Raw genomic sequence first — 26,836 nt, 5'->3', positions numbered from 1 at the left:
TCCTCTGTTTATCGGAATAGTAAATTAACTGTTGACTGTTGACTGTTGACTGTTAACTGTTAACTGTTAACATCATGTATGAGTGCAACCGGAATTGATATATATCTTTGCCGTTAAATTACCCAAAATTAACATAGGTTCGCAGTCAGGAATTCAGTTTTTTTCCAAATTAGAGGACTGAAGTCCGAACGATCGCATTAATCTTGTTGTTATCAATCCACCAGACACAATATAGCGGTTCGCACAAAAGTGAGGAGAGCCTCATGCCCGGTTTGGCCTATGCCCTATCCCGCATAGTACCTCATCTTTCGGTAGAAAGGCTATATTAGTTAGTGCAGTTTGGACAGTTTCAGGGCTGATCGTGGGAGGCTAGAAACCGGGTATTCTTGGAAATTGTGCGTTTAGTAGCGACAAATCACGCAAGAAACCCGGTTTCTGAGATCGCGACTAGCCCAAGTATATTGGCCGATCTTCGGCAATTCCCCTCTCCGCAGCCGCCAAATGTGCTAACGTACAATCAAAACTCCCCAAATTTCAACTATCTGGAGACAGATAACTGTGTTCGCTCAAACACCTCCAACTCCAAGTTACAAATGGCTTAGCTGCCTTTCTCGCACTGTATTCGCCGCATTGTGCCTGTTGCCGATTTTGGGCGCTGCGGGAAACGCCCAAAATCCCCAAAATAGACTCATCAAAATTGGCGTGGTGCAGCGGTTTGGTAATAAAGCCACCGACAAACTCACGCTGAAAGCATTACCGGGCGACAGCTTAACATTAAGTTACAAAACTCCTCAAGGGACAGAAACCAAAACTGCTCCCAGCATCAAGCTAGAAATTGCCAATAAACCCCTGCAATCGCCATTAGTAGAAGAACGAGTTGTTCTGAGCTCCCACCGCAGTTTTGAAAGCGCAGAAGATAGCGCCAATCAGTGGCGCGCTAAGGGTATTGATGTAGAAATTGCTCAACCTTTGCGCTGGCAAGTTTGGGCAAAAAGAGATATTTATAATTCTCCTATAGTGCGGCGCTGGCTGTTGCAAAGTTTGCAAGCTCAAGGTAACAAAACAGCTTTTTTAGATTCCAAAGTTATCAAACAAATACCCCAAGCATTTTGGATTTTAAATGGCTTTCGTTTCAACCGCAATGAGTTGGATGTGACGGCGGGCAAAAATACGATTGAGGTATTGGAACAAACTACCCAAGAGGCGACAGCTACTGAACCAGAAAAAGCTCTTCAACAAACTCGCCGTTATGGTGGCAGTTTGCACCTGCAAAAAAATTCTTACGGCACTTATACTTTAGTTAATGAGGTGCCGACGGAAACTTATTTGCGGGGTGTTGTTCCTCACGAAATTGGGGCTTTTTCGCCTTACGCTTCGATTATCGCTCAAACTATTTTAGCGAGAACCTACGCCCTGAGAAACTTGCGCCGGTTTGCTGTGGATAATTATGAGTTGTGCGCTGATGTTAACTGTCAGGTTTATAAGGGTTTGACGGAGGTTTATCCGCAGAGCGATAAGGCGATCGCCCAAACGAGCGGTTTAGTGCTAACTTATCAAAATCAGCTCGTAGACGCGCTCTATTCCGCGTCCAGCGGTGGCGTGACAGCTACTTTTGGCGATGTGTGGCACGGCCCGGAACGTCCATATTTGCGATCGATTATCGATTCCCCCAAGAACGTCTGGGATTTGTCAAAGCAGAGCTTGTCTGACGAAAACAACTTCCGCCGCTTTATGACTCTCAAAACAGGGTTTAATGAGGAAAAAGAAGACACTTTCCGCTGGCGCGAAGAAGTTTCTTTGACATCGATTGGGGCATTTCTCAAACAGTATCTTCAAAAGAAACAGCACCCGCTAGCTAATTTTAAAACTCTCACTCAGGTGGAAGTGGTGGAAAGGTCGCCCGCTGGTCGAGTTTTGCAAATGAAGGTTCAAACTGACTTGGGCTCCATCGATATCGAAAAAGATGAGATTCGCAATGCTTTTTACCCGCCGATTAGCACGCTTTTTTATCTAGAACCGATTTACAATCCAGACAAAACTCTCAACGGTTATGCTTTTGTCGGAGGCGGTTTCGGACACGGCGTGGGAATGAGTCAGACTGGTTCTTACAATTTAGCTAATTTGGGCTGGAGTGGCGATCGAATTCTGGGCTTTTATTTTCCCGGCGCTCAAGTTGTCCCCCTCAACGATTCCATTACATTTTGGCGGGAATAGTTTATTCAGAGTCGCCATCAGAGTAGGCGATGGAAATCGCGCCTCGACAAACGAAGTCCATACCAAGCGGACTGAAGAAAATCACCTAATATTAACCGTCTTTGCTTCAACCCGCACGCCTGCGGGTTTTGTTTGACAAATAGCGGTTTCAACCGGTGTCTGTAACGCAGAAACCCGGTTTCTTAACGTAATTGAGCTATTTGAGCTCAATTACGACAACGAAAAACCGGGTTACTTAACGCATCGCGCCGAAAATCCTTACTTAGTAAAGAGATTCTTCTTGGTGAGTTTCGATCGTACAATCAGACTTAGGATAAGCGACGCAGGTCAAAACAAATCCGGCTTCGATTTGGTCGTCATCCAAGAAAGATTGGTCAGATTGGTCAATTTCGCCTGATGTGATTTTGCCGGCGCAGGTGGAGCAAGCTCCAGCGCGGCAAGAATACGGGAGGTCGAGTCCTGCTTCTTCGGCAGCATCTAGAATGTAAGTATCGTCATCAACGTCAATGGTCTGGTTGATTCCTTCGGCTTCGCTGATGAGGGTAACTTTGTAAGTTGCCATGCACTAATCCTCTCAAAAATTCAACAATATTGATAATTTTTCCTAATGCAACCTTCAAGGCTGTATGAGCTCTGAGATTAACTATTAGGTTCGTTCCCTTTATGATATTAGGGGAAAGAAGCAAGCTTGCAACACTCATTTACAAAAAATTTGAATGGGATTCGTTATAACTTTTTCTAATTTCATCTTGATTACTTATACCTATGCGCGACTCAGCCTTGTGATACTGTTGCTGCAAGACTTACGCAAAATAACCGGGTTTGGGGGAAAAATCCTGTTTTGAGCCCTACAGTCCAAATAACCGTTTTTTGCTATGGGGAAAGTCGATCGACTTTCCCCAAAGCTTGCTTGAGTTTGTCTTCTGTGCCTAAAATTTGGGCAATAAAACCCTAAACCCCTACACCGCAAGTCTGTAACTATCTAAAATCTAAATCCTATGACTCAAATTAATGCTGGCTTTGGTTTTTCCCTAAATTCCCCAATTCGCGTCGGGATTGTGGGTACTGGCTTTGCGGCTAAGTTGAGGGCCGAGACGCTGGTAGCTGACGCGCGATCGAACTTGGTAGCAGTTGCGGGCCACAACCCGGAGACAACCGCAGCATTTTGCCAAACTTTCGGCGCTGAAGCTGCGGTTTCTTGGCGCAAGCTGGTAGAAAGAGACGATTTAGATTTGGTAATTGTCTGTACGGTGAACCGCGATCACGGGGCGATTGTCCTCGCCGCCCTGGAAAATGACAAGCACGTTGTGGTGGAATATCCTCTATCTTTAGAACTGTCTGAGGGCGAAAGGGCGATCGAACTTGCGGCCCAAAAGCAAAAACTCCTCCACATCGAACACATCGAATTGTTAGGCGGTTTGCACTCCTCAATCAAAGAATCTTTGCCATTAGTCGGTAAAGTTTTTTATGCCCGCTACGTTACAATTACCTCTGTGCGTTCCGTACCTGAGCGCTGGACTTTTCAACATTCCCTATTTGGTTTTCCCTTAATTGGTGCAATTTCTCGACTGCACCGATTTACAGACTTGTTCGGAGAAGTGACAAGCGTTAACTGTCAAACTCAATTTTGGGACACTCAGCCGGATTTCTACAAAGCTTGTTTGTGCAACGCACAGTTACGCTTCACCAATGGCGTTCTCGCTGAAGCGGTTTACGGAAAAGGAGAGACTTTTTGGCAGTCGGAAAACATTTTTACCATCTACGGAGAAGCAGGAACGCTGATTTTTACTCCAGAATCCGGTCAATTAATTCAAGGAGAAAATCGGCAAACCATCAAAGTAGGAACGCGGCGCGGTTTGTTTGCCAAAGATACCGAGGTGGTGTTAGACTGTTTGCTAAACGGTACGCCGTTGTATGTCAAGAATACCAGTAGCTTGTACGCTTTGAAGGTGGCGGATGCTGCGAAGCGATCGAGCGAAACTAATCAAAAATTGGCGATCGACAATTCATAACTATTCCGATCAAACGGCAGTTGAAACCATGTTTGTACAAACTTTCCTCTCTCTCAGAAGATTGAATCAAACAACGTAATTTTAATTGCCAGTTATTGAAGCAGCGGAGGCTAGTTTTATCTGTATATAGCAATCCTAAATCATTTGTGAATTTCTTACTCCCTCCCCGAACCCGCGGGGAGGGTTGGGGTGGGGTAAAAATTTTACGACTCCTGCAAGGATTGCTATAGTAGCGGTATCAACCGCCGAGCGTTATAGCCTTTCTCAAAAAAGTGAGGTATGCCTTATGCCCGGCGCGGGCCACGGCGGCCTATGCCCTATGCCCTATAGTACCTCCTATGAGATCACAGAAAGGCTATATCTGACCTAACAAATATATTAAAAATGAAATTACCCTGGAACTCTCATCAATTTGAGCCAGAAACAATTGGGCTAATTTACGGTTTTTTAGGCGTAGTTGGCTTCAGCTTGACACTTCCAGGAACCAGAGCCGCAGTACAGGATTTAGATCCTATTATTGTAGGTTTAGGACGCGGATTAGTAGCAGCTATACTAGCAGCCTTTACTCTGCGGATAACGCATCAACCAATTCCCTCCAAACAGCAATTGTGGAGTTTATCAATGGTCGGATTGGGAGTCGTGCTCGGATTTCCGCTATTATCAGCTTGGGCAATGCAGCAAGTACCGGCCGCCCACGGTGCTGTGGTATTAGGATTGTTGCCCTTAGCAACAGCAGTAGGGGGAGTTTTGCGATCGGGCGATCGCCCATCTTCTAGTTTTTGGATTGCTAGTATCGCCGGGAGTTTAACCGTCGTTGGTTTTGGAATTATTACTGGTGCAGGGCAACTCCAAGCCGCAGATATAGCTTTATTTGCATCAGTCATTGCTGCTGCTTTTGGTTACGCCGAAGGTGGGCAATTAGCTAAAACTTTAGGTGGATGGCAAGTTATCAGTTGGGCATTGATCATTATCGCTCCCTTCGAGATTTTGCCTACAATATTTATGGTCATACAACATGGATTAATAGCTGCACCAACGGCATGGTTGGGTTTTGCCTATGTTAGTATTATCAGTCAATTTGTAGCATTTTTTGCCTGGTATCAAGGGATGGCTATTGGAGGAGTTGCCAGGGTAGGGCAACTTCAGCTATTGCAACCATTTTTGACTATTCTAGCATCGGCAATTTTGCTTGGTGAAACTATAGAACCGATCGCCCTAGGCAGCGCTTGTTTAGTTGTGATCTGTGTAGCAGTAGGGAAAAAAGCATCAATTCAGCAAGCAGCAGATTTGTGATAAGAACAAAATTTCTGTTCTGCTTTTTATTCTTTCAATTAGGTAAAATGCGCTATCAGTATAGCGGTTCTCAAAAAAGTGAGGTATGCCTTATGCCCGATGCTCAATTCCCGATGCCCAACGCCCAATTCCCAATGCCCAGTGGCACTTCATATGAGAACTCGAAATGCTATAGTTAACTGTTGTTTGCTAAGATTATTTAGGCGACTTTGGGCGATCGCCAAAACCAGCCACTTCAGCCAGCGTATAAAGCGGCCTCCCCTTCACCTCCTCGTAAATCCGCCCGATATACTGACCCAAAATCCCAATACTGACCAACTGCACCGCACCCAAAAAGAAAATTGCCATAATGATAATTGTCAAACCAGTTAAGGCCGTACTCGGAGAGAAAAGACGCCAGTACAAAACCAAAAAAGCCATTAAAATAGACACCAAAGCCGAAAACAAACCCAAATAAATCGACAGTTGCAGAGGCACTTTTGAAAAAGACACTAAACCGTTCATCGCCAAAGCAAAAGATTTGCTGAAAGTATACTTAACATCGCCAGCAAAACGCGGATCTCGTTCAAACTTAACAGCAGTTTGTTTGAAACCAATCCAAGCGCGCAGCCCCCGAATATAACGGTTGCGTTCCGGCATTGCATTGAGCACATCCACCACGCACCTATCCATCAAACAAAAATCCCCCGTATCTATCGGAATATCAACATCAGCCAGATTCCGCAAAATGCGATAATACATATAAGCTGGCAACCGCTTAAACCAACTTTCTTGACGGCGATGAGTGCGCTGGGCATAAACAACTTGATATCCGCTCCGCCACTGTTCTATCATATCTAAAATCAGTTCAGGCGGGTCTTGCAAATCACCGTCCATGATGACTGCGACTTGACCAGTAGAAAAATTTAAACCAGCGGTTACAGCTATTTGGTGGCCGAAATTGCGGGCAAAACTGAGGTAACAAATTCGCGAATCTTGTTCGTGCAATTCTCGCAAAATGTCGAGAGAGCGATCGCGACTACCATCATTGATTAAAATTAATTCCACTGGCCCGTCCAGGCGCTCCATCACCCCACTAATTCGCCGGTATAATTCAGGGAGATTTTCTTCTTCGTTATAGATGGGAATTATTAAGGAATATTTAGGTCTATTTTTCATCTGACTTTCTGTTGTATAATCAGGGGTTAAACAGTTAAATCAACAGTTTATTTTTTCACAAACACGCTCAGCGGCTCCATCGACCATTTTTGTATGTAAGTTTGATTTTTGACTATTATCTCTTTTGCTTGTTTGCCGTCATTTTTTGTAGGAGAGTAAATTATCGCACAAGGGATAAAACTTTTGTAAGGTTCCGAGTTGAGTTTTTGCTTAACAATAGGATCAATCGTCGAAATGTGTTCGATGCGAGGTGCTGGTTTTCCCGGCTCTGGAAGCATTACCCATAAGGGATATTCCCAGACACTTTTAGCCCAAAATGACAGTCCTATGTTGGTGCAGTTTTGAGATTTCACAAAATCTACTGCTTTATTGTGCGGCACCTCGATCTTCGGCCGATTGGTAAAGTAAAGCTCGTGTCTACTGCTATTAAAAATGTTACTATCTCCCAGGAGAGGTCTAAATTGGTTGTAAAAAATCCAAGGTAGCGACATGACAATCAGAATCGTAGCCAGATAATTTGCTATTTTTTGATTTGATAATTGCGATAATGCTAATCCAAATATGGGCGAAAACAATACAAATATTGACAGGTGGTGGCGGCCATGCCAAGGCTGCAATTTAAGGATAAGACATAGCAGTAAAAATGTCATTATTACAGCAATTAAATAAGTTACTACTATTTTTGTTTTTCTTAAATTTGGGGTTTTAAATATAAGTGCGATGGCGGCAAATGTCAGCCAGAAGTGAATGGGATTGGTAGCTGTGTTTTCATTAAATGACGGTGTGGCGATGGCAAATACCTGTCCGGGAGGCCAAGTGATGCGCGGGTCGTTTGTCGCTACGCCCAGTATTCGGTGCAGCACGTTAATCAGTCCCACAATCGCACCGTTAATTCTGGAAATCCTCGTGCCGGCTTGCATACCTAAGTTTCTAATGACATTTGACAGGAACGTTGGCAGCGTAATTGCTTCAATTTTATATTCTTTAGTAAAACTTTCAGGCGCTCCGATCGCATAACCGAACAGATCGTAATTTCGCCAAAAATGACCAAAGTTTATCAGAAAAGTTACAGTGGCTATAATCAATATTGGTTGGAGCATTTTCCCCCGAAAGCCTTTAATTCCTCCGACAATAAACCAAACAATAAAAGGCAAACAAAATATATAAGCGGTCGTTTTTGTCAAGAGAGCTAGACCCAAACTCGCACCGATTTGGAAAGTATTAAATCCCGTGATTCCGGCCCAGAGTCCTGCTAAACCGCAGCAAACAAAACACACCACCCAGAAACACACAGCATAATCGTTTTGAGTGCTAGAACCCTGGAGGATACCCATCGGCAAAGTCGCAGCAAAGACTGCTGCAAAAACTTGACCCCGCAGATTAGCACCTAGTTGCTTGGCAATTAAAGAAACTGCGATCGCGCTGCCCACCATACTCAACCACTGTACCAAATTAGCAAAGCGATCGCCTCCGCTTAAAATCTGAAAGTGCATAATCGCAAACTCAGCCCCCGGCGGGTGATACAACTGCGGCACGTAATAAGTCGGATAATGCTCGACACTGCGGTTTTGCATCCAGTGAGCAACCCGGCTCATGTGATAAGTCATCGAATCCCAATTGTTAGGCGGTGCAACTACAGCAATCAAACCCACCGCAGCAAAAATAAACAATACACCGCCTAGCAACCCCGCTAAGACAGTAGAAAATTCCTCGTCTTGACTTTTCTCAAAACTTAGTTTGACAGGTTTATATTTTAGATAAACCATCAAACCTAGAATATTTGCTAGCAACCACAGCCCCAACACCCACTCAAAAGTCAGCAACCTAAATAAACTTAAAATTTCGGTAGATAAAGCAACAATAACTCCCCAAACAATAGCTGCGGATAGAATAGCGCTGCGCCAACAATTATCTATTTGCTTAAAGTTGAGAAACAAAATGCATAGAGCCACCAATGGAATCAAGCCGAATATATCTGTTATCATAAATGTCGAGCCGCACTTTAAAAGTTATCAGAAAGAATTGGTTTCAAGCCGGAACCCTGATCGGGATCAATTAAAATCAGACTATTCATTACTCCAATCCTCTTCCTTCTTTTGTCAAGTGCTGTCAACTGTCAACTGTCAACTGTCAACTGTCAACTGTCAACTGAATGAACACCATCACCGATAAATAAAAAAATATGACAAATTCTAAGTATCTGTGGCAAGCCAATCAAGACTTAAGCGCAGCTTGTCTGCAACATCCCTTTGTCAGAGGCATTGCTGAGGGCAGCCTACCCCAAAATAGTTTTGCATATTACGTTGCACAAGACGCATTTTTTCTGAGAGCATTTGCCCGGGCTTACAGTATCGCTGCGGCAAAAGCATCCGACTGGGATGGGTTTGAAATCCTCCACAATCTGGGCAGCGGCGTTTTAGAAGAACTTCGCTTACACCAAGGATATGCAGCGAAATGGGGTGTAAACTTGCAAGAGGCTAAACCGGGAAGTGCTACCCGCCGCTACACGGATTTTTTATTAGCAACAGCCTGGGGAAGCGGTGTAGGTTTGACAGCAGCGGCGATGACTCCTTGCTTGCGATTGTATGCTTTTTTGGGACAGCAGTTAGCTAAGCCTAATATACCGGAACACGCCTTTAGCGACTGGATTTCTACCTACAGCAGCCCTGAGTTTGAGATTTTAGCAAAACAATTGGAAAGTTTGGTCGATCGCTATGCTGACACAACGCCGGAAGTAGAAGCAACCTATCGCTACGCTATGCTGTGCGAAAGAGACTTTTTTCAGGCAGCGTGGGAAACATCGTATCATTGTTCTACCCAAAAGTAGACCAGCACTAATGCACCAAAAAATGCCAAAGAGTTAATTCATACCTCTGCTACTTCCACTGGTATTCCGAAAGTCATCAATCCGCGCATGAGTAAAGGAAATAGCGGATAAAAAGCTACAGAATGATGATCCCCGTTATTTGCGTAGCTGTAGCCTGAAGTAGCTATTTGGACGTACCATTTACCGTCCAAGTGGGAAAACAATTCCCAACTGCTTTTGGGAAGGAAGGGCATACACTGAGGTTTTTTGGGAGATTAAAGGAGCAATTAGCTGCGTCCCGATCGCAATTAGCGATCGACTCATATCAAATCCGGTAGCATTAGGAATTATATAGTGGGAGCGTCCCCGAAGAGCGACGTCGATCGCTCGCGGGGACGCTCCCACTATCAAGCATTAAAATATATAATTCCGATGCTATGGGAAACGATATCAGAAACCACATAGCAGCGACAAAAATCCATCCATCCCTGCTTTTTTTGCGTTCCAGACGCGGACTTACTTCTAGCGCTAAAACCGCTAAATCAGTATTGCTCATGGCTAAAACAGCGCAAAACTGTCGATGGAAAATTAAACTATAGTCCGCTGCGATCGCGATCGCCAAATATGTATAGCGATTCTCAAGCGTGGTGAGGTATGCCCTATGCCCTATCCCGGATAGTACCTCATACCAGAGCACAGAAAGGCTATACATAAGTACAGCGGGACTGCTAATTTTAACGTCCGAGTTTATTGGGAATCCCTTCGCAGCCGCCGGGAATAGTGTCTCTCGACTTCGAGCCACACCAAGCGCAGCAGTAATAGCGCTGAGCCTCTGACAGTCGCTTGACAGCCGTGAAATCAGCGCGTTCAACCACCGCGCCGGTATATTCGCCCGTTTCATAGTTGGGAAATTCCGTGCGGCTGCGAGGAGATGCAGTTTCTGCTGATCCGTAGAATAATATCGCCGCTTTCATGTCAGCACGATCGAGCTTGGCATCGTACAGGATAGCGCGCGAGAGGTTGGCTTTGACTAAATCGCATTTGCTGAGATTGGCCCGGACAAGGTTGGCTTCGCTCAACTCCGTCCACCGCAAATCGGTGCTAGCGAGGTCAGCACCGGCTAACATCACGTTTAAATCGATGACGCGGATACCGTGAGATCTGTCTTCTGCGTAGCCGCCGTCGCCGTCAAGGATGGCGCGGCCCAAAAGCCGATCGCGCTTCAGAGGAGTCACCAATCTCGACTGGGACAAAAACCGCAGAATTTTCGCCTTACCTTCAGCATCCACACTGCTCATAATTGCAGCGGTGCGGCCTTCGGCGATCGCCCTTTCCTGGGGCCAATCTTCCAAAAACCCTTGTTCATCAAGGGCTAAATCGGAAACCCCTTGAAAATAAGCATCAATAGTTTGCTGCTGCGTAATTCGATTTTGCTGAATCGTCAAATCCTTCGAGATTACGTACTGCCGCCAAGCCACATAAACGCCCAAAATTGCGATCAAAATTTGCCCCAAAGCCCCGATTAACTCGCCGAGAGCTCCGATAGCGTCCCAGTTGATTTCGATGTTGCGGCTTCCCGGTTGCGTATTAGTACCGCTAAGCATCAGCAAGCCAACGATCCCAGCTAAAAGCCCGAAGCAGGAGATGATCAGCGTGCGCCAAGTCGGCGGAATTACCTGCGTCCAAATTTTGCCCCAACTCGGCCACATCATCCGCAGCGATATGCCGATCGCACCGATGGCCCCAATTAAGCCGATCCAAATGCTATCGTTAGCCAGCCCTGCAATCATTGCTACGATCGCCGCCAGCGTCAGCACCGAACCCGACATCTCAGCAGTCGTTTGTGCCGGCTGTATCGGCGCAAAAATCATGTGGTTTGGACGCGAAGGCCGCGGTTTTGTCAATTCAGCAGTAGCAACGATTGTTGCTGATTCTGGTGGGACAACAGGACTCGCACCGTTAGGGCTTTCTACAGTCACGTTGGAATCAGGAGGATTGGGTTGAGCAGAGTTTTGTTCTGGTGTCATGCGTTGAGGCAAATTCTAATTTTTGGCGATCGTTAAAACGATTTTAACCAATGAAGCACGATTATAGATAGCATTACAATATAGATCTCCAATTATTACACTCAAATAGGTAAAATAATATGACTCTGGTACTCCCCAATCTTCAAAGCAAACAAATGGGTCAAGTAATCACTACCATCACAGTCACGAATCGTATCGATCGAGTTATGGCAGAACGGGGATTTATTTCTGCTGAGGAAGTTCGCTCTGTCAACCTCGATAACGTTGTTGTCGATACCGGAGCAACTCTGCTTTCTTTGCCTGCTCCCATTATTAGCCAACTAGGCTTAATACAAGTAGGAGAAAGAAATGTCGAAACATCTGCCGGCATCAAAAAAGGTCGAATTTTTGCCGACGCTCAAATTATTGTAGAGGGGAGAGAAGGCAGATTTGATTGTCTGGAATTGCCCGAAGGCGTTTCGGCGGTTTTGTTGGGCGTGATTCCAATGGAAGAACTAGGTCTAGAACCAGATTTGAAAAATCGACGGTTGCGAGTATTGCCGATGAACAATCAGCAAACATATCTGATGGGTTAGTTGAAAATTTTGTCGTGAAGAATCCGATTGTTCGGATTGATGCGGACTAAAGTTATCACTACAAGCCTTGTTAGAGGAGAGTTCTTGCTTGTATTTATCGAGCAGAATAAGCCTTGAACAAATACAAACCAACCGTCGCAAATATCAAAACAATTATTCCTAAAAGCAATTCCATACTAAACCTTTGAGCATTGCCCAAAGCCACAAGAATTTGTTGCCGCACCACAAAAGCAAACAGCCAACAAACCTCCGCTTTCAGCCAAACCAAAAGGCTTCTGGCTAAGAGATATTGTCGGCGCGCATTTTCTTCGGTAATCTGTACTGGATAATTAAAAGTATGTGGATAGCGCGATACTGCTGTTAAAACCACAAAAATAATGGCAGCCACCGCCGGCAGTATCCAGATTGTCACCCTGTCGCCCCAACTATCAGGCTGCCCGGAAAATCCGAAATGAATCGGAATTCGATCGGGCAAAACAGCCCAAAATTCTACAATCGGCAAAACAGCAAGCACAATCGCGATCGCCCCGGCGAACTCTACCGCCAAATCAGCAGGCGAAAGCCCCAGCGATCTAACAGGCCTTTGGTTTGGTGTGTTTCCAGTCATGGCTACTTAAAATTAGATTAAGATTGAAAATAATAGTATTGCTTCCCATTTCCTCCCCCAACAGCTTTCGTTGGGGATTTTCAAACAATCTCGCGAGGTTTTATGACGGTTCAGGTTTTGGTGGAAAAGAAAAAGTTAGAAAAACCGCCCCTAACAATACACACTTTAGGCGATCGCGTCCTGCGACAGCCAGCAAAGCGTGTTAGCAGCGTCGATGCAGAAATTCGGCAGTTAGTCCGAGAAATGCTACAAACCATGTACAGTGCAGACGGCATCGGTTTAGCAGCCCCCCAAGTCGGAGTCCACAAACAAGTAATTGTTATCGACTGCGAACCCGACAATCCCGCGATACCTCCATTGGTTTTGATCAACCCCACCATCAAAAGTAGCAGCAGCGAAGTCTGCATCTTGCAAGAAGGGTGTTTGAGCATTCCGGGAGTTTATTTTGATGTCAAACGCCCAGAAGTCATTGAAGTGTCTTACCGCGACGAATTCGGTCGCCCCCAAACACTCAAAGCTCAAGACTTGCTGTCTAAGGTGATCCAACACGAAATCGATCATCTTAACGGCGTGCTGTTTGTAGACAGAGTAGAAAACAAACTGGCATTGAATGAAGAATTAGTCAAGCAAAAATATTCCCCCAAGGCAGTAAAATCAATATGATGGCAGGAACTCCCAAAAGTGGTTTATTGTTAGCTCTTTCTTGCATCACTGCGATCGCCGCCGTCGGCTCCATCTTTGAGTTGTCTTCGGGAGACGCTCAACTCGGAAATGTAGTGACCGGTATCATCCTCGCCCTCAGCGTACCACTAACAGGCATATTTTTCTATGCCGCCGTTCAGGATGCTAGAGCAAATCTATAGGTAGAGTCATTAGTTATTGGTTATTAGTTATTAGTTATTTGTTATTGGTTATTGGTTATTGGTTATTGGTTATTGGTTATTGGTTATTATTCGGAATCTAAAATTTCATAATTGTGGAATCAAGATTGCGAATAAATAACAGCACGGAACAGCGAGAAAATGACTAATAACTGTGCTATCAATACTGCTAACAAATAAGCTCGGCTAACGACTGATGACTAATGATTGATGACTAACAACTAATAACTAACGACTGAGGGCGGGCACGCACCATCCACCGCCCCTACCAACCAACAACTAACAACTACCAACTACCAACTAAGGGCGGGTACGCACCATCCACCGTCCATACCAATAACAAATAACCAATAACAAATAACCAATAACAAATAACAAATAACTAATAACCAATAACTAATAACCAATAACTAATAACTAATAACTAATGACTAATGACTAATGAAATCGGATTTTTGCGACAAGTGCCAGCCAAAGGCTCTGCGGCATCGGCAGCGTCCAAGTACCCACTTTCTGAAAATGGGGAAGTGGCGATCGGACGCGATCGCAATTGTCACATAGCCCTAGAGTCGATCGCCCACGGCATGGTTTCTCGCCGCCACGCCGCAGTCCGCCCCCTGACTCATGGTAATTGGACGAGATGGCAAATTTGCGACCTCAACAGCGCTAACGGAACTTATGTCAACGGTCAAAAACTGCAAGGCTGCCAAACTTTACAAACAGGCGATCGCATCAGTCTCGGTCAAGACGGCCCCGAATTCATCTTTGAAACTTCCGCAACCCCTCACCAAAATAAACCCGGATTCTCCCAGACACCAACCGTCAATTTTGAGCCGCCCGAAAAAGACGCTCTAACTTTAACTCAATTATTCCCGATCGCCTCCACCGGCAAACAATTAAGCCAAAAAGCATACTTATATCCAGGTATAGCCACAGTTATTTTTGTCGTGTCGATGTTTCTCGCCGTCGGAAATTCCGCAGCCTTCAACTTCCTGCTGTCAGCCTACCTTGCCGGTGCAGCTTACTACTTCATCTATCAACTGTGCGGCAAACACAAACCTTGGTGGGTATTGCTTGGTACCGCTTTAGCAACAGTCTTGATACTGCTAAGCCCCTTATTGATTGGATTTATATTAGTATTTAGAGAAATTTTACCCGGTCGTTTGCCCGCAGAAGGCGAACAAATCAGTTTTTTACCTTTTTTAATCAGAATGTTCTTCGGGGCAGGTCTGATGGAAGAATTGCTGAAAGCCCTGCCCGTTTTGGGAGCAATGCTGCTGGGAAATTTACTAAGAAATCCCTGGCGCGATCGCATCGGCGTTTGGGAACCATTAGACGGAATTCTGTTAGGAAGTGCCTCAGCAGTCGGCTTTACACTACTAGAAACTCTCGGTCAATACGTTCCCAATATCATCCAAAATATCACCCTGCAAGCAGGCCCAGAAGCCGGACAATTAGTAGGATTGCAATTGCTAATTCCCCGCATTTTAGGCTCCGCCGCCGGACACATGGCTTACAGCGGCTATTTGGGATATTTTATCGGTTTGAGCGCCCTCAAACCCAGGAAGCGCTGGCAAATTTTGGGCGTAGGTTATTTTAGCGCCTCCGCACTTCACGCTTTGTGGAATGCGTCGGGAGCAGTCAGCGTACTTTTGCTGGCCTTGGTGGGAGTTTTGTCCTATGCGTTTTTAGTAGCTGCAATTTTGAAAGCCCGGGCTTTGTCTCCAAATCGAGAGCAAAATTTTGCTACTCGCATATTTTATGAAAAGTGAACTAGGAGATCAAACAGCGGTTTTTTTCTTGTGTTTCAACCAGCTTAAACCGGCCAATCCTAAAGCTGTCCCTCCAACGGTGAGAGGTTCGGGAACTGGTTCGGCGGCGGTATCCACGACGTACAGCAACAATCGCAGCGCGCTGTCAATAACGAAGTAGACGCAAGCGCGATCGCCTGCGTCATATATCATGTATAATTGAATTTGTCAATACGTGATTTCCGAGAAAAATAGCGCAATATTGAGCTCTCGTGCTTGACACTCCCCTGCCTAAAGGCAAGGGGATTTTTAAGACCTTTCGGCCGTAATATCCTGAGCAATCAGGTTTCTGGGCGCAATCCTTTTGCCAAAAATGGCGGGCTGCTATCCTAGTCTGGCAACTAGCTCCTCAGACGTATACTTTCCTCCAGTCCGGGGGTAGGTTTTAATGTCTTGTACTGACACAACTAATTTTAGCCTGCCCTGTTTAATTGTGTTAAGGCAAACTAAAGTCTGCCATTCCCTTTCATCCCTGGGCTGAAGCCACAGGGTTTTCAGGGAGCTTTCTTATAAGTGGCGCCTGCGTAATTGCTCACGGCCAGAATCCCAGCCCAACTTAGAAATTCTTCACAAATAGTTTGACTGTGGTACTATCTGGATGAGCTGTGAGTAGCTTAGGGAAGCCAACGGGCTTGATTCCTGTGGTGGAGGAGAATCCAGGAGTGCTAGATAGGATGTCATTGGGATACGCAAACGTTTTCGTCAAGCGAAGTCAACCCGAACCCCTCCGCATTGGGGTAATTGGGGTTGGCAATATGGGCCAACACCATACGCGAGTTTTGAGCTTGCTAAAAGATATCGAACTCGTGGGTGTTGCAGATATAAATGTAGAGCGGGGAATTGATGTAGCAAGCAAATATCGGGTTCGCTTCTTTGAAGACTACCGAGATTTGCTCGCCCACGTAGATGCAGTTTGCGTCGCCGTTCCAACTCGCCTGCACCACCCTGTGGGGATGTCTTGTCTCCAAGCAGGGGTTCACGTTTTAATTGAAAAGCCGATCGCAGCTAGCATTGCTGAAGCCGAATCTTTAGTCAACGCCGCTGCAGAAGCCCACCGCATTTTGCAGGTGGGTCACATCGAACGCTTCAATCCAGCTTTTCAGGAACTCGGCAAAGTGCTGAAAACTGAAGAGCTACTGGCATTGGAAGCTCACCGGATGAGTCCCTATTCAGATCGGGCCAACGACGTATCGGTAGTTTTGGATTTAATGATCCACGACATCGACTTGCTTCTGGAATTGGCAAATTCTCAAGTAGTAAAATTGACGGCTAGCGGTAGCCGCGCATCAGATTCAGGTTATTTAGACTACGTGACAGCGACGCTGAACTTTGCTAACGGCATTGTGGCCACCCTGACAGCAAGCAAGGTGACGCACCGCAAACTTCGTTCAATCGCCGCTCACTGCAAAAATTCTTTGACAGAGGCAGATTTTCTTAACAACGAAATCTTGATTCACCGACAAACCACCGCCAATTACGTGACAGATTACGGTCAGGTGCTTTACCGTCAAGATGGGTTGATCGAGAAAGTTTACACCAGCAATATTGAACCGCTCCACGCAGAATTGGAGCATTTTATTAATTGCGTGCGGGGTGGAAATCAGCCTTCAGTCGGAGGAGAACAAGCTCTCAAAGCTCTGCGGCTTGCGAGTTCGATCGAGCAAATGGCTCTCGACGGTCAAGCTTGGTATCCACAAAAGCTAGAGTCTACTTTGCAAGTTAGCTAAATCGAGACAAATTCTGTCGTTTCCGGGTGCCTTGACAGTTTGGGGTTTGTTGTTTGTTGAATAGGGTAACTGTTTGGGCGCAACCGGATTCGATGTCACTCGATTTTAGATTTTAGATTGTAGATTGTAGATTTTAGATTGACTCCATAGATGCAATCTGCGGGATTAAACGAAGATTTTAGATAAGAGATTTGAGATTGACTTCACATCCTTTATTGGGAGATGAAACTGTCGATTTGAAATCTCAGATTTGAGGTTGACTCCACAGATGCAATGTGCGGGATTGAACTAAAATTTAAACTTTTTTGCTTTCCACAACCTATGTCGGGGGAGGGCAATTATCCATCTTTGGCTAAAGTCACAATTTTTTCTCTTAAAAAAGAGCGACTATTTGACTGCTGATAGTTTGGCTAACTAGCTGATTTCCTTGAGGGCTTAGGTGAATGCTGTCTCGATACAATGTTGCAAGTTGCGCCGCACAATTGAAAATAGGAAGAAAATCTATGTAAGTAATTTTCTCCCGTGCGACAAGTTCGGCGAGACGCTCTCTAGCCTTGACTTCCCAGTCTCTAGGGCCCTCGCCGCATTCATGGCGCTTGGGAGTCACCGCTAGCAAAAACTCGACTTTAGCCGATACAGCTATTGTTTGGATTTGGCGAATAGCTTCTAAGTTGCAGCCGACTACATCGCCACTTTTGGCTACGGCTGCTGCTAATTGGTTCGCCGGCACCGCAGGTAGCAAGTAACGGCTCAATAATTCTAGCGCGGCCGAGAGCGGTTGGCGATCCGGGTAAGCTCGATCGCGCCCCACCACCACAGAAGAAGGAGCAGATGCAAACAAATCGTCCGTATTCAGCAGCAACACCAGAATTTTTGACCCAAAAACACCGAACCGCTGGGCGTAAGCAAGTTGATTCCTCGGCCCCCAAGAATTGGCTGAGGCATTCAGAATCTCAAACTTTGAGTAGTTGACTTTTGAACTTAATTGTGCATTGGTTGCCAGATTTTGTACTTGCAGCCTCAACTGGCGAGCCATAATTTCGGAGATGGTATCTGTCTGATCTGTCCACCAACCGCCGTTGGCGACAGAATCTCCCAACAGCAAAACCCGCAGAGTGTCTGAGGCTGGGAGTGGGGCGATCGTTCCAGTACGCATCGAATACTCGTTAATCTCAATCCGGTTTCGCAAACGGCGCACCCTCTGGTTGGGCGCCAACAAATAGCCGCACTCCGCATCAGCAATGTAAATCAAGGGATTGCCAAAACCCAGCAACACCCGCAGCAGCACTTCGATTGCGGCCCACAATCCGCAGGTGAGGGCCAAAATTATCAGAACAAATTTCAACGATTAACCTCAATCTAAAACGGATACGGTGCCACGTACTATCTGTGGTAGAGAGTGCAAAATTTGAGACTTTTGTTCAACCTCCGGTAATTCACCTCGCTTTGAGTAAATCGAAAATCTGCAATACCCGAATCGAAAATCGACTAAATGCTGCCCAATTCAGGCTTTTAGCAACTCTGCAGCGCGATCGAGTCAGCGGAATCGCCCGCGTGGATATAGAATTCTAGAATATACCGTCAAAATCCGCCGTCAGCCGTCAGTGAACTTGGTGGTTTCAGGAAAATCCGTGGACTTAAAACAAATATTCAAAACGCCGAATCCCATAATCGGTGTAGTACATTTACAGCCTTTGCCAACTTCTCCCCGCTGGGGCGGGAACCTCAAAGCTATTATCGGAAGAGCCGAGCAAGAGGCTACAGCGCTGGCTTCTGGCGGCGCAAACGGTATCATAGTCGAGAACTTTTTCGACGCTCCTTTTGCCAAAGACAGCGTAGATCCGGCTGTTGTCAGTGCGATGACTCTGGTAGTCGAGAGGCTAACAAATCTCGTGACACTGCCGATCGGCGTTAACGTGCTGCGAAACGACGCCCACAGCGCGATCGCCATCGCCTCCTGCACGGGAGCTCAATTCATCCGCGTCAACGTCCTCAACGGCATCATGGCTACAGACCAAGGCTTAATTGAAGGCCAAGCACACCAGCTCCTGCGCTACCGTCGGGAATTGGGAAGCGATGTCAAAATATTAGCAGACGTGCTAGTCAAGCACGGGCGACCCCTGGGAGGCTCCAACTTGACCACAGCCGTCTCAGAGACGATCGGGCGCGCCTTAGCCGACGCCGTAATTCTTTCCGGCTGGACAACCGGCAGCCCACCCAATCTCGAAGACTTAGAACTTGCGAGTGCAGCAGCGGGGGAAACTCCTGTTTTCATCGGTAGCGGTGCATCGTGGGAAAACATTTCCACCCTCATGCAAGCTGCAGACGGAGTAATTGTGTCGAGCTCGCTGAAACGAAACGGCCGCATCGAACAACCGATCGATCCCATCCGCGTCAGTCAATTTGTAGAAGCCGCCCATCGCAGCTTTTCCGAGAAAGAACTCGAACAAGAAAACAAAAACGCTAATGGTTCGAGAGGGCTAACACCGGAACCGGGCAGAGTCAGAAGTAAAACGTAAAATAGTAATTGTTGGCAGTTGGCAGTTGGCAGTTGGCAGTTGTTAGTTGGCAGTTGTTAGTTGGCAGTTGTTAGTTGTTAGTTGTTAGTTGTTAGTTGTTAGTTGTTAGTTGTTAGTTGTTAGTTGGCAATAGTCAGTAGGGGCGGTGGATGGTGCGTGCGGGCCCTCTTAGTTGTTAGTTGTTAGTTGTTAGTTAACAGCCAACAGTCAACAATTAACAGCCAACAGTCAACAATTAACAGTTAACAGTCAACAATTAACAGTCAACAGCCAACAGTCAACAGCCAACAGTCAACAATTAACAGTTAACAGTCAACAGTCAACAATTCCCAAATCAAAAAAATGATTCGCCGACGTTCAACCCCTTGGATTCATCGCTGGTCTAGGACGGTGATGGCAGCCATCGCAGCCATCGGCGTCCTAGAAACGGCCTATCTGACGATCGCTAAATTCACAACAAACTCAGTAATTTGTCCCACCAGCGGCTGCGACAAAGTGCTCAACAGTCCCTACGCTACCGTCTTTGGCACAGTGCCTTTAAGTTTATTAGGTTGTCTGGCATACCTGAGCATCGCAATTCTGGCCCTAGCTCCCAAAGCCGTCAATCCCGACACCAACAAACGACAGCATTCTCAACTAGAAAATTGGACTTGGCAAGCCCTATTTATCATCACCGCTGCGATGCTAATATTCAGCAGCTATTTGATGTACTTGATGGCTTTTGAAATTAAGGATCTGTGCATTTACTGCATCAGTTCCGCCCTATTTGCCCTGTCGCTGTTCGTGCTAGTGCTAGTCGGGCGCGACTGGGAAGATATCGGACAATTGGTTTTTACAGGCATTTTGGTGGTGATGGTGAGTTCGATCGGCGCTTTAGCCCTATACAACAGCGTCAGATCACCCGCTCCTTTTGTTTCTGCTACCCCCGGAATTTTACCCCCAGCAGTCACCACAACCTCCGGGCCGGCACAAATTGCTTTAGCCCGCCACCTCCGACAAATCGGCGCTAAAGAATACGGCGCTTACTGGTGTCCCCACTGTCACGATCAAAAAATGCTGTTTGGGAAAGAAGCAGCCAAAATAATTGATTATTTTGAATGCGATCCCAAAGGGCAAAATTCCCGCGCTGAAATTTGCCAAGCCGCTGCTGCAAATATTAAAGGTTTTCCTACTTGGGAAATTCAAGGTCAGTTTTATTCGGGGACACAAACTTTGGATAAACTCGCTGAGTTATCCGGTTACACTGGCCCGCGCAACTTTCAAAAATGATAGCAAGGCTTGAGAGTTGAGATCCGAGAGTTTTTTGGGTAGGAAAAATCCGGTTTTTTAAAGCTTAGCTAATAGACCTCTTGCATAAATATTTGATTGATGGGTAAACCGCAGATTTCAAGCGGATAAACACCAATAGACGCAGATAATTTAATCTGCTCTGCGAATGAGTGCAAGAGGTCTAATCTTTTTCTGCTGTTGTAAAATCACTCAAAAATATCGCATCTATAGCCTTTCTGTGCTCTGGTATGAGGTACTATCCGGGATAGGGCATAGGGATAGGGCATAGGCCAAACCGGGCATAGGGCATAGGCCAAACCGGACATAGGGCATGAGGCTCTCCTCAGTTTTGTCAGAACCGCTATACAATCCATAAAAACATTTTAAAAATTAGTTGGTGCGAATTTGAAAATACTTTCGGAAGTATTGTAGTATTAAGTCTGAAAAAAAATCCAATTATTATTCCTTCATGCAATAGATTTCCCTAAACTGCGGATAAATCGACCATCTTCCAGAAAGACCAACAATCTCATAGAACCGCACCAAATATATTCAAAAATCCAGAAAAAATCCAGAATTTCACTGCCCAACATTTTTGTTGTAGCAAGCTTTATTATAATTTTTATAAATAGTAGAAATACTAGACATTTTACAAAGAAAATCAAAAAACCGGATTTCTGCTTCCAGACTCATTAAACTGGTATTGCATTAATTCGCTTTCAATTCCTGCAATTATCTGCGTTTATCTGGGTCTATCTGCCTGAAATCTGCGGTTGCCAAGTGCGATAAAAAACTTAGGCAACTCCAGTCTCTTGTCAAATGAGATATTTTGCCAGGATCGACTGAGCCGATCGCCGAGAAGATATAAAAGCTATATGTAGTAGTAGCTTAGATGCTCGAAGGGCGAGGCAAAAATTCCCAAAATTATGATAGAAAGTATCAAAAAATGGCTCGATCGAGAACGCAGAGTATTGATTACTGCCAGTACGGTTGCCGGTACGGTGATTGTACTGCGCTGGTTCGGATTTTTGCAGGTGTGGGAATGGACTGCTTTCGACCACTTTGTGCGCGGGCGGCCAGCCGAACCAATTGACTCGCGCATCGTGATTGTAGAAATTAAGGAAGCTGACTTGCAAAAATACGGCTACCCAATTTCCGATGCTGTATTGGCCCAATTGCTGCAAAAATTGCACGCTGGCAAGCCGCGGGCGATCGGTCTCGACGTTTACCGAGATTTGCCGACTCAACCGGGTAACGCCGAATTGCTCAAAACTTTTAAAACTATTCCCAACTTAATTGGCATTGAGTTGATGCCGGACGAAACCAGGATTGGAGTTCGGCCCCCTCCGGTACTTGAGGAGTCCTCGCGCGTCGGTTTCAACAACGTTGTCATCGATGCTGACGGTAAAGTGCGCCGAGCTTTGCTTTACTCTTGGCCCGGAGACGGCAAAACTCATGAAAGCTTCGCGCTCAAACTGGCTTTGCTTTATCTCGAAGGCGAAGGGATTTCCCCTCAGCCAGCAACTGTCAATCCTAAATACTTGCAGTTAGGCAAGGGGGTGTTTCGACCTTTTGAGCCGAATGACGGTGCTTACGTGCGAGCGGACAGCCGCGGCTATCAAATTCTGGCTGCTCTGCGCGGCCCGATCGGCAGTTTCCGCACTGCATCAATGGGTGACGTGCTTTCTGGCAAAGTACCGGCGGATTTTGTGCGATCGCGCGCTGTCTTGATCGGCTCAACAGCCACCAGCCTCAAAGACTTTCAGCAAAATGCTTACAGTTCCGGTGTGTTTGCTCCTCCCCAGCCCATACCGGGAGTCGAGCTTCAGGCTCATTTCTTGAGCCAAATTTTGAGTGCTGCCCTCGACGGACGCGAAGGTATCAATGTTTGGCCCGAGGCTGGGGAGTTACTGTGGATTTTACTGTGGTCTTGGGTGGGAGCGAGTGTGAGCTGGAAGTTGCGATCGCTCGGGCGATCGGCTGGGTGTTTGTCAAGTATCTGTCTCGGTTTGAGTGCCAGTTTATACCTAGCTTTTTTAGACGGTTGGTGGCTGCCGTTAATTCCTGCAATCCTCAGTCTTTTGGGTTCTGGCGTAGCAGTTGTCGGCTATCTGGCTCACTTGCAAGAAGAACTAAAACGCTCTAAAGAATTTTTACAATCGCTAATCGATACAATTCCAGATCCGATTTTTGTCAAAGATATAAATCACCGCTGGGTTGTGTTGAATCAGGCCTATTGTCAGTTAATCGGCTATCCTTGGGAAATTTTAACCCATCGCACAGATTACGACTTATTTCCCCAAGCCGAAGCCGATATATTTTGGCAGCAAGACGAATTAGTATTGCAAACTCAACAGCCGCAAGAAAATGAAGAATATTTTACCGATGCTCACGGAATTACGCATCTGATTGCGACTAAAAGAACCCTGCACAAAGATGCAGCCGGCAACTTATTTTTAGTCGGAGCGATCAGAGATGTTACCGAGCGCAAACTTCGGGAAGACGCTCTAGAGAAAAAAAATGCTGAACTCAGCCACCAAGCTTCTCACGATGCTCTTACAGGTTTGCCCAACCGTAAAATGTTTTACGAATGTTTGCATCTGTCTCTAGAAAGAGCTTCCTGCAATCAAGAATTGGTAGCTTTACTGTTTTTAGATTTAGATGGATTTAAGTCTATCAACGACACTCTCGGACACAATGTGGGCGATTTGCTATTAAAATCAGTTGCTAACAGGCTCAGACAATGCTTGCGCGGCAGCGATATTATCTCGCGGCTGGGCGGCGACGAGTTCACAGTCATCCTGTCAGCAATTCCCGGTAATGAGGAAGCTGCAAAAGTAGCTGAAAAAATTTGCAATGCCATCGTGCAGCCTTTTTTTTTAGAAGAACATAAAGTTTCTGTAACTACAAGTATTGGCATTAGTTTATATCCAACTGACGGTCAAGAGTCAGAGATTTTAGTCAAAAATGCCGATGCTGCAATGTATCGTGCTAAGGAACGGGGGAAAAATCAATATCAATTTCTTGAGTAATTTATCATCAGTCATCCGTCATCAGTCATCCGTCATTAGATAGACTTACAAAAATCATGAAACTTATGACTGGAGATTGTCGTCTCATCTAAATCCGGGACTGAGGCAAAAAAGAGTTTTATATCAATTCCGGTTGCACTACTCATGATGTTGACTGTTGACTGTTGACTGTTGACTGTGAATCGAACAACTGAAAATTGCGCCGAGATAGGTAACGAATTGTAAAAATCTTTCATAAATTGCCCTTTAACTTATCACCTGACGATGCAACGGTCAACGATATTATTTATTGCTTGTAGGGGTAAGGCTCCATACACCCCGCACCCTACAGATAGAGGTTCTGCTGGAGCATCTCATACCAAATCCGGGTAAGATGCCCCAATCCATGATTTCGTAAAAGCACGTTGCAGCTACGAACAATTTTCGCCTCTTTCCTCGTCTTTTAGAGAGCCGCAGCCTACAACTCGAAACCGGGTTATTTGCCTAATTTCGGGGCTGCAACGCGCTTTTCGTCAAAAACTTGGTTTCTAGTTCCCCATGGGTCAGTCCTAATTAAAAGATTGAAAAACTGAGCTAGAAGACGAAATTTAAATCGCCAAAAAGTCTTTATTTATAACCTTTTACGTAACTTTACGAAAATTAAGTAAAGTAAATGTAAAGATATCAGTGTAAATACGGAAAGTGATAGATATAATAGGTTGTACGGACGTGCATCTACTTCGGTGATTTGAATAAGGCTATAAATAATATGCGTACTTTGATTCAGCTCACAACAACGGCTACCCTGGCTGTATGCTTGCAAGTGAACACGATCGGCATCGCCAATGCCGCTACCATCACAAAAATGGTTCGTAGTGCGGACTTTAGTCCGCAACAAGTCAGCGGACGCCAGGATGCACTACGAACCAATCCGAGATCGACCTCCACATTTTTGGTAGCCGCCGAAACTTCTAGGTCTGGAAATACCTCAAAATATGAACCAGACCCCAACGGGAACCCGAAAAGTGACGGTACGGGAACGCGCTGAGACCAATTTTTTAATCTTCTATGAGATCGGATTTGTACCAATTCGATTGGTTAATTAAAGTGTGCCTGCACCAATCCCGATCGGTCAGTGGATAGTCCACACGATAGTGGCCGCCGCGACTTTCCGTGCGAAACGCAGCACTTTTGAGAATTAAGTAACCAATATCCAATAAATTGCCAAGTTCTCCCCAATTCCGCAAAACCGAGCTATTTTCCGCATTATCCGGCGAAAAATCAATAGTTTGTCCGGGCCGTAAATTATTAAGCGTTTGACTCAAAGGCAAAGAGGCAAATTCTTGTCGCCAAATCTCAACTTGGACGATCGCACTTTCCAAATCCCGCATTCCCCGGCAAATTCCCGCACTCTGCCACAGCAAAATCGGCAATTCCACCCGCAATTTTTCGATCGTCTCAATCTCCTGTGGAGAAATCGATTTTTCCCAAATTTCCCCTACATCGACCTCATCCGTGAATGGCTTGGACTTTTCACCTTCCACCTGCAAAAGTCCCATCTGCGCGCCAAAAACCAGACATTCCAGCAGCGAATTGCTCGCCAACCGATTAGCGCCGTGCACCCCCGTGCTGGCAGTTTCTCCCACCGCGTACAAACCCGGAATCGAAGTTTGGTTAAACTTGTCAGCCACAATCCCTCCCATCCAGTAATGGGCGGCTGGCGTCACCGGCACCGGTTCGGAAAAAATATCAATTCCCCAATCAGCGCAGACTTGAATAATATTCGGAAACCTGTAGCGCAGCCGATCGACCGCAATCGGGCGCAAATCCAGCCAAACATGAGGTTCCCCCGTCTTCTGCAAATGGCGGAAAATAGCGCGGCTGACAACATCGCGAGGCGCAAGTTCCCCGCTGGGGTGAGAGTCAAAAGCAAAGCGATATCCCTTGCTGTCAACCAAATGAGCTCCTTCTCCCCGCACCGCCTCGCTAATCAGAAACCGGGGCGCGCCAGCTTTACTCAGCGCCGTGGGGTGAAACTGCACAAATTCTAAATCTCGCAGCAGCGCCCCGGCGCGCCACGCAATTGCCACCCCGTCTCCGGTACTCACCGACGGGTTGGTGGTTTGAGCAAAAACCTGTCCGCCGCCGCCTGTCGCTAGCACCACAGCCTGTGCCCGCAGCCATTTGACTCTGGATCCACAAATCGCGCTAATGCCCTGACAGCGGCCGCTTTCGTCGAGCCACAGACTCAATGCAAAGGCGGGAGATACGACTTGAATGTTTTGGCGGCTCAATACTTTTGCTGTCAGGGTACCTATGACTGCTTTCCCTGTGGTGTCGGCGGAGTGGAGCACTCGGCGGCGGGAGTGGGCGGCTTCTAGGGTGAGGGCTAAATCTGAGCCGGCGCGATCGAACGCCACGCCCATTTTCACGAGGGAATCAATGCAATCGGGAGCTTCCTCGACTAAAAATTTGACCGCTTCCAAATCGCAAAGACCGGCTCCTGCAGCCACTGTATCCTGAACGTGCAGCGCTGCCGAATCTTCTGGGGCGATCGCCGCAGCAATTCCTCCTTGGGCCCAATCGCTGGCAGAAACAGGCAGGGTATTTTTATTAATTGAACCCACCTGTAAATGTTCTGGAAGGCAAAGTGCCGTGTACAAACCGGCTGCCCCAGCACCTATCACTAATACATCAAATTTGTCAGTCATAAGTCTGCCGATTTTAGATTTTATAATTAACTCTCAATATGAATTTTGGGGCGAGAATTAATGGCTGTCACTTTTAGATTATATTTCTTGCACTCATTATCTGTGTTTATCACCCTTTCATCTGCGGTTTATGTATTAGTCGAGGCTTTATGCAACTCCCGTCTATTTTAGATTGAGCCTACAAATGATCTCGTTTCCGCTTGCATGGGAATGAT

Annotated in this window: 23 protein-coding genes; 13 read left to right on the top strand and 10 right to left on the bottom strand. The window is 46.1% G+C overall.

Features of this window, described 5'->3' with window-relative positions:
• Nucleotides 1-558 precede the first annotated feature (558 nt).
• Nucleotides 559-2,214 (top strand): SpoIID/LytB domain-containing protein, encoded by a 1,656-nt coding sequence (locus AACV78_RS24725; protein WP_194008130.1) that lies wholly within the window; start codon nt 559-561, stop codon nt 2,212-2,214.
• A 262-nt stretch (nt 2,215-2,476) separates the two neighbouring features.
• On the opposite strand, the gene AACV78_RS24720 is transcribed toward AACV78_RS24725, so the two are convergent.
• A complete protein-coding gene (locus AACV78_RS24720) occupies nt 2,477-2,776 on the bottom strand; it encodes a ferredoxin (protein ID WP_193971396.1) in 300 nt (99 codons plus the stop codon).
• A 436-nt stretch (nt 2,777-3,212) separates the two neighbouring features.
• On the opposite strand from AACV78_RS24720, the gene AACV78_RS24715 reads away from it, so the two are divergent.
• Together AACV78_RS24715 and AACV78_RS24710 are read left to right on the top strand one after the other, a co-directional pair.
• Nucleotides 3,213-4,226 (top strand): Gfo/Idh/MocA family protein, encoded by a 1,014-nt coding sequence (locus tag AACV78_RS24715; RefSeq protein WP_194008131.1) that lies wholly within the window; start codon nt 3,213-3,215, stop codon nt 4,224-4,226.
• A gap of 384 nt (nt 4,227-4,610) precedes the next feature.
• Complete coding sequence (locus AACV78_RS24710) at nt 4,611-5,519, top strand: DMT family transporter (RefSeq protein ID WP_194008132.1); 909 nt, start codon at nt 4,611-4,613, stop codon at nt 5,517-5,519.
• Nucleotides 5,520-5,714: 195 nt separating this feature from the next.
• Here AACV78_RS24710 and AACV78_RS24705 read toward each other — a convergent pair whose 3' ends face one another.
• Entirely contained in the window at nt 5,715-6,677 is a 963-nt protein-coding gene (locus tag AACV78_RS24705; RefSeq protein ID WP_194008133.1) for a glycosyltransferase family 2 protein, read from the bottom strand.
• A gap of 47 nt (nt 6,678-6,724) precedes the next feature.
• The gene (locus AACV78_RS24700; protein ID WP_194008134.1) at nt 6,725-8,662 is read right to left on the bottom strand and encodes a 4-amino-4-deoxy-L-arabinose transferase; all 1,938 of its coding nucleotides are present in this window, start codon (nt 8,660-8,662) and stop codon (nt 6,725-6,727) included.
• Nucleotides 8,663-8,859: 197 nt separating this feature from the next.
• Here AACV78_RS24700 and AACV78_RS24695 point away from each other — a divergent pair, with 197 nt between their 5' ends.
• Nucleotides 8,860-9,504 carry a TenA family protein gene (locus tag AACV78_RS24695; RefSeq protein WP_194008135.1) on the top strand — a complete coding sequence of 215 codons (645 nt, stop codon included), beginning with the start codon at nt 8,860-8,862 and terminating at the stop codon, nt 9,502-9,504.
• 38 nt (nt 9,505-9,542) lie between these two features.
• Here the strand turns inward: AACV78_RS24695 and AACV78_RS24690 are convergent, their stop codons facing one another.
• The 3 genes from AACV78_RS24690 to AACV78_RS24680 all read right to left on the bottom strand — a co-directional run bounded on the left by AACV78_RS24690 (nt 9,543) and on the right by AACV78_RS24680 (nt 11,510).
• Complete coding sequence (locus AACV78_RS24690) at nt 9,543-9,737, bottom strand: hypothetical protein (RefSeq protein WP_194008136.1); 195 nt, start codon at nt 9,735-9,737, stop codon at nt 9,543-9,545.
• 86 nt (nt 9,738-9,823) lie between these two features.
• Nucleotides 9,824-10,195 (bottom strand): hypothetical protein, encoded by a 372-nt coding sequence (locus tag AACV78_RS24685; protein ID WP_194008137.1) that lies wholly within the window; start codon nt 10,193-10,195, stop codon nt 9,824-9,826.
• Nucleotides 10,196-10,217: 22 nt separating this feature from the next.
• Nucleotides 10,218-11,510, bottom strand: a complete 1,293-nt coding sequence (locus AACV78_RS24680; RefSeq protein ID WP_194008138.1) for a pentapeptide repeat-containing protein — start codon at nt 11,508-11,510, stop codon at nt 10,218-10,220.
• 119 nt (nt 11,511-11,629) lie between these two features.
• Here AACV78_RS24680 and AACV78_RS24675 point away from each other — a divergent pair, with 119 nt between their 5' ends.
• A complete protein-coding gene (locus AACV78_RS24675) occupies nt 11,630-12,085 on the top strand; it encodes an aspartyl protease (RefSeq protein WP_194008139.1) in 456 nt (151 codons plus the stop codon).
• Nucleotides 12,086-12,179: 94 nt separating this feature from the next.
• On the opposite strand, the gene AACV78_RS24670 is transcribed toward AACV78_RS24675, so the two are convergent.
• Nucleotides 12,180-12,692, bottom strand: a complete 513-nt coding sequence (locus AACV78_RS24670) for a DUF1648 domain-containing protein (RefSeq protein WP_194008140.1) — start codon at nt 12,690-12,692, stop codon at nt 12,180-12,182.
• A 102-nt stretch (nt 12,693-12,794) separates the two neighbouring features.
• Between AACV78_RS24670 and def the strand changes: the two genes are divergently transcribed.
• From def to AACV78_RS24655, 3 genes are all read left to right on the top strand, one after another.
• On the top strand, nt 12,795-13,355 hold the full coding sequence (gene def, locus AACV78_RS24665) for a peptide deformylase (protein ID WP_194008141.1): 561 nt from the start codon (nt 12,795-12,797) through the stop codon (nt 13,353-13,355).
• On the top strand, nt 13,355-13,555 hold the full coding sequence (locus AACV78_RS24660) for a hypothetical protein (RefSeq protein ID WP_304941012.1): 201 nt from the start codon (nt 13,355-13,357) through the stop codon (nt 13,553-13,555). Before def ends, AACV78_RS24660 begins: the two co-directional genes overlap by 1 nt.
• 452 nt (nt 13,556-14,007) lie before the next feature.
• Nucleotides 14,008-15,345, top strand: coding sequence for a PrsW family glutamic-type intramembrane protease (locus tag AACV78_RS24655; RefSeq protein ID WP_194008143.1), 1,338 nt, complete (start codon nt 14,008-14,010; stop codon nt 15,343-15,345).
• A gap of 9 nt (nt 15,346-15,354) precedes the next feature.
• Here AACV78_RS24655 and AACV78_RS24650 read toward each other — a convergent pair whose 3' ends face one another.
• Entirely contained in the window at nt 15,355-15,537 is a 183-nt protein-coding gene (locus AACV78_RS24650; RefSeq protein ID WP_194008144.1) for a PEP-CTERM sorting domain-containing protein, read from the bottom strand.
• Between the two features lie 521 nt (nt 15,538-16,058).
• Here AACV78_RS24650 and AACV78_RS24645 point away from each other — a divergent pair.
• Nucleotides 16,059-17,111, top strand: a complete 1,053-nt coding sequence (locus AACV78_RS24645; protein WP_194008178.1) for a Gfo/Idh/MocA family protein — start codon at nt 16,059-16,061, stop codon at nt 17,109-17,111.
• Nucleotides 17,112-17,484: 373 nt separating this feature from the next.
• On the opposite strand, the gene AACV78_RS24640 is transcribed toward AACV78_RS24645, so the two are convergent.
• The gene (locus tag AACV78_RS24640; RefSeq protein WP_194008145.1) at nt 17,485-18,456 is read right to left on the bottom strand and encodes an SGNH/GDSL hydrolase family protein; all 972 of its coding nucleotides are present in this window, start codon (nt 18,454-18,456) and stop codon (nt 17,485-17,487) included.
• Between the two features lie 286 nt (nt 18,457-18,742).
• Between AACV78_RS24640 and btpA the strand changes: the two genes are divergently transcribed.
• The 4 genes from btpA (at nt 18,743) to AACV78_RS24620 (ending at nt 24,958) form a co-directional block, all read left to right on the top strand.
• Nucleotides 18,743-19,630 carry a photosystem I biogenesis protein BtpA gene (btpA, locus tag AACV78_RS24635; protein ID WP_194008146.1) on the top strand — a complete coding sequence of 296 codons (888 nt, stop codon included), beginning with the start codon at nt 18,743-18,745 and terminating at the stop codon, nt 19,628-19,630.
• Nucleotides 19,631-19,972: 342 nt separating this feature from the next.
• Entirely contained in the window at nt 19,973-20,899 is a 927-nt protein-coding gene (locus AACV78_RS24630) for a vitamin K epoxide reductase family protein (protein WP_194008147.1), read from the top strand.
• A 926-nt stretch (nt 20,900-21,825) separates the two neighbouring features.
• On the top strand, nt 21,826-23,931 hold the full coding sequence (locus AACV78_RS24625; RefSeq protein WP_194008148.1) for a CHASE2 domain-containing protein: 2,106 nt from the start codon (nt 21,826-21,828) through the stop codon (nt 23,929-23,931).
• A gap of 748 nt (nt 23,932-24,679) precedes the next feature.
• Nucleotides 24,680-24,958 (top strand): hypothetical protein, encoded by a 279-nt coding sequence (locus AACV78_RS24620; RefSeq protein WP_194008149.1) that lies wholly within the window; start codon nt 24,680-24,682, stop codon nt 24,956-24,958.
• Nucleotides 24,959-24,968: 10 nt separating this feature from the next.
• Here the strand turns inward: AACV78_RS24620 and nadB are convergent, their stop codons facing one another.
• A complete protein-coding gene (gene nadB, locus AACV78_RS24615) occupies nt 24,969-26,621 on the bottom strand; it encodes an L-aspartate oxidase (protein WP_194008150.1) in 1,653 nt (550 codons plus the stop codon).
• Nucleotides 26,622-26,836 lie beyond the last annotated feature (215 nt).

Origin of the sequence: Tychonema sp. LEGE 07196, from assembly GCF_963890365.1 — a bacterium.
GTDB lineage: Bacteria > Cyanobacteriota > Cyanobacteriia > Cyanobacteriales > Microcoleaceae > Microcoleus.
The sequence above is the reverse complement of the archived record's forward strand: the minus strand, read 5'-3'. Positions and strand labels throughout refer to the sequence as shown.

Coding starts and splice junctions, on each gene's coding strand:
- AACV78_RS24720 (WP_193971396.1), bottom strand. CDS start 2,776: ATGGCAACTTACAAAGTTACCCTCATCAGCGAAGCCGAAGGAATCAAC.
- AACV78_RS24715 (WP_194008131.1), top strand. CDS start 3,213: ATGACTCAAATTAATGCTGGCTTTGGTTTTTCCCTAAATTCCCCAATT.
- AACV78_RS24710 (WP_194008132.1), top strand. CDS start 4,611: ATGAAATTACCCTGGAACTCTCATCAATTTGAGCCAGAAACAATTGGG.
- AACV78_RS24705 (WP_194008133.1), bottom strand. CDS start 6,677: ATGAAAAATAGACCTAAATATTCCTTAATAATTCCCATCTATAACGAA.
- AACV78_RS24700 (WP_194008134.1), bottom strand. CDS start 8,662: ATGATAACAGATATATTCGGCTTGATTCCATTGGTGGCTCTATGCATT.
- AACV78_RS24695 (WP_194008135.1), top strand. CDS start 8,860: ATGACAAATTCTAAGTATCTGTGGCAAGCCAATCAAGACTTAAGCGCA.
- AACV78_RS24690 (WP_194008136.1), bottom strand. CDS start 9,737: ATGCCCTTCCTTCCCAAAAGCAGTTGGGAATTGTTTTCCCACTTGGAC.
- AACV78_RS24685 (WP_194008137.1), bottom strand. CDS start 10,195: ATGTATAGCCTTTCTGTGCTCTGGTATGAGGTACTATCCGGGATAGGG.
- AACV78_RS24680 (WP_194008138.1), bottom strand. CDS start 11,510: ATGACACCAGAACAAAACTCTGCTCAACCCAATCCTCCTGATTCCAAC.
- AACV78_RS24675 (WP_194008139.1), top strand. CDS start 11,630: ATGACTCTGGTACTCCCCAATCTTCAAAGCAAACAAATGGGTCAAGTA.
- AACV78_RS24670 (WP_194008140.1), bottom strand. CDS start 12,692: ATGACTGGAAACACACCAAACCAAAGGCCTGTTAGATCGCTGGGGCTT.
- def (WP_194008141.1), top strand. CDS start 12,795: ATGACGGTTCAGGTTTTGGTGGAAAAGAAAAAGTTAGAAAAACCGCCC.
- AACV78_RS24660 (WP_304941012.1), top strand. CDS start 13,355: ATGGCAGGAACTCCCAAAAGTGGTTTATTGTTAGCTCTTTCTTGCATC.
- AACV78_RS24655 (WP_194008143.1), top strand. CDS start 14,008: ATGACTAATGAAATCGGATTTTTGCGACAAGTGCCAGCCAAAGGCTCT.
- AACV78_RS24650 (WP_194008144.1), bottom strand. CDS start 15,537: ATGATATATGACGCAGGCGATCGCGCTTGCGTCTACTTCGTTATTGAC.
- AACV78_RS24645 (WP_194008178.1), top strand. CDS start 16,059: ATGTCATTGGGATACGCAAACGTTTTCGTCAAGCGAAGTCAACCCGAA.
- AACV78_RS24630 (WP_194008147.1), top strand. CDS start 19,973: ATGATTCGCCGACGTTCAACCCCTTGGATTCATCGCTGGTCTAGGACG.
- AACV78_RS24625 (WP_194008148.1), top strand. CDS start 21,826: ATGATAGAAAGTATCAAAAAATGGCTCGATCGAGAACGCAGAGTATTG.
- AACV78_RS24620 (WP_194008149.1), top strand. CDS start 24,680: ATGCGTACTTTGATTCAGCTCACAACAACGGCTACCCTGGCTGTATGC.
- nadB (WP_194008150.1), bottom strand. CDS start 26,621: ATGACTGACAAATTTGATGTATTAGTGATAGGTGCTGGGGCAGCCGGT.